We start from the raw sequence: 4,437 nt of genomic DNA on the forward strand, positions 1-4,437 counted from the left end.
CGTTGTCGTAATCGAATAATCCGACAACGACAACGACAACGACAACGACAACGACGCCCGGTCCGTGAGACCGTCCGGTAGCTGTAGGGTACGCAGCGCGCACCCTACGACATGTACGTTAACACATCAGTTCTGATCGCACCCGGCTTGTGGTATAAGGGAAACGGCCGTCGTTTTTTATGATACAATTATCGGCGCCTCCGGAGTCGGATTGCTCAGTCCATTGACATTCGTCTGATTTTTCGTCCATGCGGCGAGACCTCCGCGAGGTTGTGCCGTCAACCGCGCAACGGGGGAGAATTGCCATGCCGTCTGATCTGATACCAACCAATCACGCCGATCAATCCTGTGACGTCCTGGTGATCGGCGGGGGGCCGGCCGGTGCCACCGCGGCCACCCTGCTGGCCGAGAAAGGCCATCGGGTCACCGTGCTGGAAAGGGCGCACCATCCCCGCTTCCACGTCGGCGAATCGCTGCTGCCGGCCAACCTGCCGTTATTCGACAAACTGGGCGTACGTGCCGCGGTGGAGGCGATCGGCATGCCGAAATGGGGAGCCGAATTCGTCTCCCCCTGGCACGACCACAGTCAGTCATTCGAGTTCGCCGAGGCCTGGGACAAGTCGATGCCGCACGCCTACCAGGTGCGCCGTTCGCAGTTCGACGAGATCCTGATCCGCAATGCCGGGCGTAAGGGCGCCGACGTGATCGAGGGTTGTCGGGTCCGCAATGTAGAATTCCTCCCGCACGAGGCGGGTGCCATGGTACGGGCGGAGCATGACGATGGCCGTACCCAGACCTGGCACTGCCGCTTCCTCATCGATGCATCCGGCCGCGACACCTTTCTCGGCAACCAATTCAAGGCCAAGCACCGCAACCCCAAGCACAACAGCTCATCCCTATATGCCCACTTCAAGGGCGCGCAACGGCACGCGGGCCGCAAGGAGGGTCACATCACCATCTTCTGGTTCGCGCATGGGTGGTTCTGGTTCATTCCGCTCGCCGACGGCGCGACCAGCGTCGGGGTCGTCACCTGGCCCTATTATATGAAGAGCCGCACCAAGCCGGTGCGCGAGTTCTTCCTGGATCTCATCCCCCTGTGCCCCGCCCTCGCGGAGCGGCTGCAGGGCGCCGAACTGGTGTCGCCGGTCGAGGCCACGGGCAATTTCTCCTATACCTGCGACCGCACCCACGGCGCCAACTGGCTGCTGCTTGGCGATGCCTACGCCTTCATCGATCCGGTGTTCTCGTCCGGCGTCCTGCTCGCCATGCAGAGCGCCTTCGCCGGCGCCGCAGCGGCGGATACGTGCCTGCGTGAACCGGCGCAGGCGGCCCAGGCCTTGCAGGCGTTCGATCGCGCCATCAAGCACGGACCCAAGGAATTCTCCTGGTTTATCTACCGCATCACCAGCCCCACCATGCGCGACATGTTTATGGCACCGCGCAATGTTTTCCGGGTCAAGGAGGCGTTGCTGTCGGTCCTGGCCGGCGACATCTTCGGCAACACGCCGATCTGGCGCTCGGTCTTTGCGTTCAAGGTGATCTATTACCTGTCCGCCCTGTCGAACCTGAAGTCTACGCTCATGGCCTGGCGGCAGCGCAAGGTGAATGTCCGTTACGTCGAGGATACGCAAGAGATCGGCTGCCGATGACGCCTCCCGGGGATATCCTGCGGCTGGAGTACCTCCCCGTTGCGCGGCTTGCGCAACCGGCCCGGGACGACCGGCCCGGCGCGCTCGGCGGCGTCTGTTTTTCCCACCCCGCCATTGCCGATGAGGCCGCGGGGTTGCCGCTCCTGGCGGTGGACATGCCCTTGTTGGAGGGGCAGGACGCCATCTGCGAGGTCTGGTCCACCGCGGAGGTACTGAGGTCCGGTCGGCATCAGGGCATCCGTTACCGTGAGGGTGACACCTTGCTGTTCGGCTGTCTGACGCTCGACGAAACGACCGCGGTGACGCCCGGGGATGTCCGCGCGCCCCTGCAGGCCGCGACCCAGGCCGCCTACGAATCCATTTTTGAACTGATCCAATCCCGCGGCTACCACGCCATCCTGCGCTGTTGGAACTATTTCCCCGGGGTCAACAGCGTCAGTCACCACCTGGAGCGTTATCGCCAGTTCAACATCGGCCGTCAGGATGCGTTCCTTTCGCACGGCCGCAGCGTCATCGGCAACGTGCCGGCCGCCTGCGCGCTGGGCAGCGCCGGCGCGGCCCTTCAGGTGGCCTTCCTGGCGGCCCGCGCGGACCCGCTGGGCATAGAAAACCCTCGTCAGATCAGTGCCTACGACTACCCCAATCAATACGGCCCCCGCAGCCCGACGTTCTCGCGCGCGTCACTGGTCAACCTGCGGGGGCGCGACCTGCTGTTCATTTCCGGTACGGCCAGTATCGTCGGTCATCAGACCCTGCACGCGGGCGATGTGGACGCGCAGACACGCGAATCGCTCCACAACATCGCGGCCGTCGTCGCAGAAGCGAACCGCCGCGCCCCGCGCGCCGGATTTCGGCTCCGCGATCTCGCCTATAAGGTGTATATCCGATACGCTGGAGACTTGCTCAGCGTGCGCCGCGCATTGCTGGAATTCATCGGCGCCCCGGTGGCGGCCGTGTTCTTGCAGGCCGATGTCTGCCGCACGGACCTGCTGGTCGAGATCGAGGCCTCCGGCGGTCATGCCATTGCCCCCGGCTAAGAGCCGCAGCCGCGACCTGAGCTTATCGCCGGGATGGTGCGGGCGCGCTATGCGGTGCGCGTACGAATACGTTGCGCTGTGGTTCGGTCTGGGCGTCCTCGGTGTGATGTCGCTGGTGTGGTCATTGCTGGCGATACCGCTGCATGATGTCTTACCGAAGTCCCTGGCCAACCCGCTTGGCCGTTGGGCGATCACGGTCATGTGTCGCGCTTATCTCGGTATCCTGGGGTTGGTTGGTGCCTGCCGCTTCGATATCCAGGCCCTCGATGCCTTGCGCGGTGAGCCGCCGCTGGTGATCGCGCCCAACCACCCCGGCCTGCTCGATGCCCTGCTGGTGATGTCGCGGCTTTCCGACCTCGCCTGTATCATGAAGGTGGACATCGTCGACAACGTCTTCCTGGGTGCCAGCGCCCGGCTGGCCGGTTACATCCGCAACGATGCACCGCTGAGCATGATCAAGCAGGCCATCGCCGAGCTGAAAAACGGCAGTCACCTGTTGCTGTTTCCTGAAGGCACCCGCACCACCCGCTGGCCCGTCAACGCCTGCACGCCGGTGGCCGCTCTCATCGCCGGTCGGGCCCGGGTGCCGATCCAGACGGTATTCATCGAGAGCGATTCGGCCTTTCTCAGCAAGGGCTGGCCATTGTGGCGCCGTCCCACGCTGCCTATCACCTATCGCATCCGGCTGGGCCGCCGCTTCGCGCCCCCGCAACAGGCCAGTGAGTTGACCGCGGAACTGGAGCGTTATTTCGGCGATCAATTGCGCAATGGCTCCCTGCCGCCTGCTGCCGGACGCCGTGCGCAAGCAGCATCCGCCGGGCCCGGGCCGTCATGATACCGCCCGCCTCGCCCATCAGCGGCACCCATCTGGTGCTGATCCCCAGCTACGACTCCGGCGCCCTGGTCTATGAGGTGGTGCGCACGGCCCGTCGGCAATGGACACCCGTGTGGGTGGTCGTGGACGGCAGCACTGACGGGACCGCCGCGGGCCTCCAGGCAATGGCGGCAGGCGACCCCGGGCTGCGGGTGTTCGTGTTACCCGTAAACAGCGGCAAGGGCGCAGCGGTTCTGCATGGCCTGGAGCTGGCCGCGAGTGCCGGCTTCACCCATGCCCTCACCATGGACGCGGACGGCCAGCATCCGGCCGCGGCCATCCCTGACTTCATGGCGACTTCCATGGGGGCATTGGACGCGATGGTGCTGGGCGTGCCGAGGTTCGACGCCGACGCACCGAGACTGCGGGTCCAGGGACGCAAGGTATCGAACTGGTTTGCCAACCTGGAAACCCTGTGGCTGGGCATCGGCGACTCGCTCTACGGTTTCCGCGTCTATCCCATCGCACCCCTGTGTCGGGTGATGCACGCGCGGCGCTGGATGCGCCGCTTCGATTTCGATCCCGAGGCGGCGGTCTGCCTGTGCTGGTGCGGTGTACGCCCCATCAACCGGCCCGCCCCGGTGACCTATCTGCGCGCCGACCAGGGTGGTGTTTCTCACTTCAACTATCTGCGCGACAACGCCCTGCTGACCTGGATGCACACACGGCTGCTGCTGGGTTTCCTGCGGCGCCTGCCCGCGCTGCTGCGGCGCCGCTGGGAAACGGTTCGCTGATAACCTAATCAAGTTCACCAGGGAATGCTTTTGACATCGCGGTCGTTGTCGTTGTCGTTGTCGTAATCGTAATCGGATAAGCGATGCACTTCGAGGTCGGAGAGAATCCGGGGCGCTACGATAACCTCGGCAACGACAACGAC

4 protein-coding genes are annotated in these 4,437 nt (G+C 64.5%); all 4 read left to right on the top strand.

Annotation, left to right across the window (positions count from 1 at the left end):
* Window positions 1–305 precede the first annotated feature (305 nt).
* From QZY48_RS03160 to QZY48_RS03175, 4 genes are read left to right on the top strand one after another with little or no spacing between them, the layout of a single operon-like run.
* Window positions 306–1,649 (top strand): FAD-dependent oxidoreductase, encoded by a 1,344-nt coding sequence (locus tag QZY48_RS03160; protein ID WP_295427602.1) that lies wholly within the window; start codon window positions 306–308, stop codon window positions 1,647–1,649.
* Window positions 1,646–2,686: a hypothetical protein gene (locus tag QZY48_RS03165; RefSeq protein WP_295427603.1), complete on the top strand. Its 1,041-nt coding sequence runs from the start codon at window positions 1,646–1,648 to the stop codon at window positions 2,684–2,686. The genes QZY48_RS03160 and QZY48_RS03165 overlap by 4 nt, the downstream gene beginning before the upstream one ends.
* Before the next feature lie 49 nt (window positions 2,687–2,735).
* Entirely contained in the window at window positions 2,736–3,521 is a 786-nt protein-coding gene (locus QZY48_RS03170; RefSeq protein ID WP_295427606.1) for a 1-acyl-sn-glycerol-3-phosphate acyltransferase, read from the top strand.
* Window positions 3,518–4,294, top strand: coding sequence for a glycosyltransferase family 2 protein (locus QZY48_RS03175; protein WP_295427609.1), 777 nt, complete (start codon window positions 3,518–3,520; stop codon window positions 4,292–4,294). The genes QZY48_RS03170 and QZY48_RS03175 overlap by 4 nt, the downstream gene beginning before the upstream one ends.
* The last annotated feature ends 143 nt before the right edge of the window (window positions 4,295–4,437 follow it).

It is taken from the genome of uncultured Thiodictyon sp. (assembly GCF_903828115.1).
Classification (GTDB): Bacteria; Pseudomonadota; Gammaproteobacteria; order Chromatiales; family Chromatiaceae; genus Thiodictyon.

Bases quoted from the DNA above. Each gene is read 5' to 3' on its own strand.
- QZY48_RS03165 (WP_295427603.1), top strand. From the start codon at position 1,646: ATGACGCCTCCCGGGGATATCCTGCGGCTGGAGTACCTCCCCGTTGCG.
- QZY48_RS03170 (WP_295427606.1), top strand. From the start codon at position 2,736: ATGCGGTGCGCGTACGAATACGTTGCGCTGTGGTTCGGTCTGGGCGTC.
- QZY48_RS03175 (WP_295427609.1), top strand. From the start codon at position 3,518: ATGATACCGCCCGCCTCGCCCATCAGCGGCACCCATCTGGTGCTGATC.
- QZY48_RS03160 (WP_295427602.1), top strand. From the start codon at position 306: ATGCCGTCTGATCTGATACCAACCAATCACGCCGATCAATCCTGTGAC.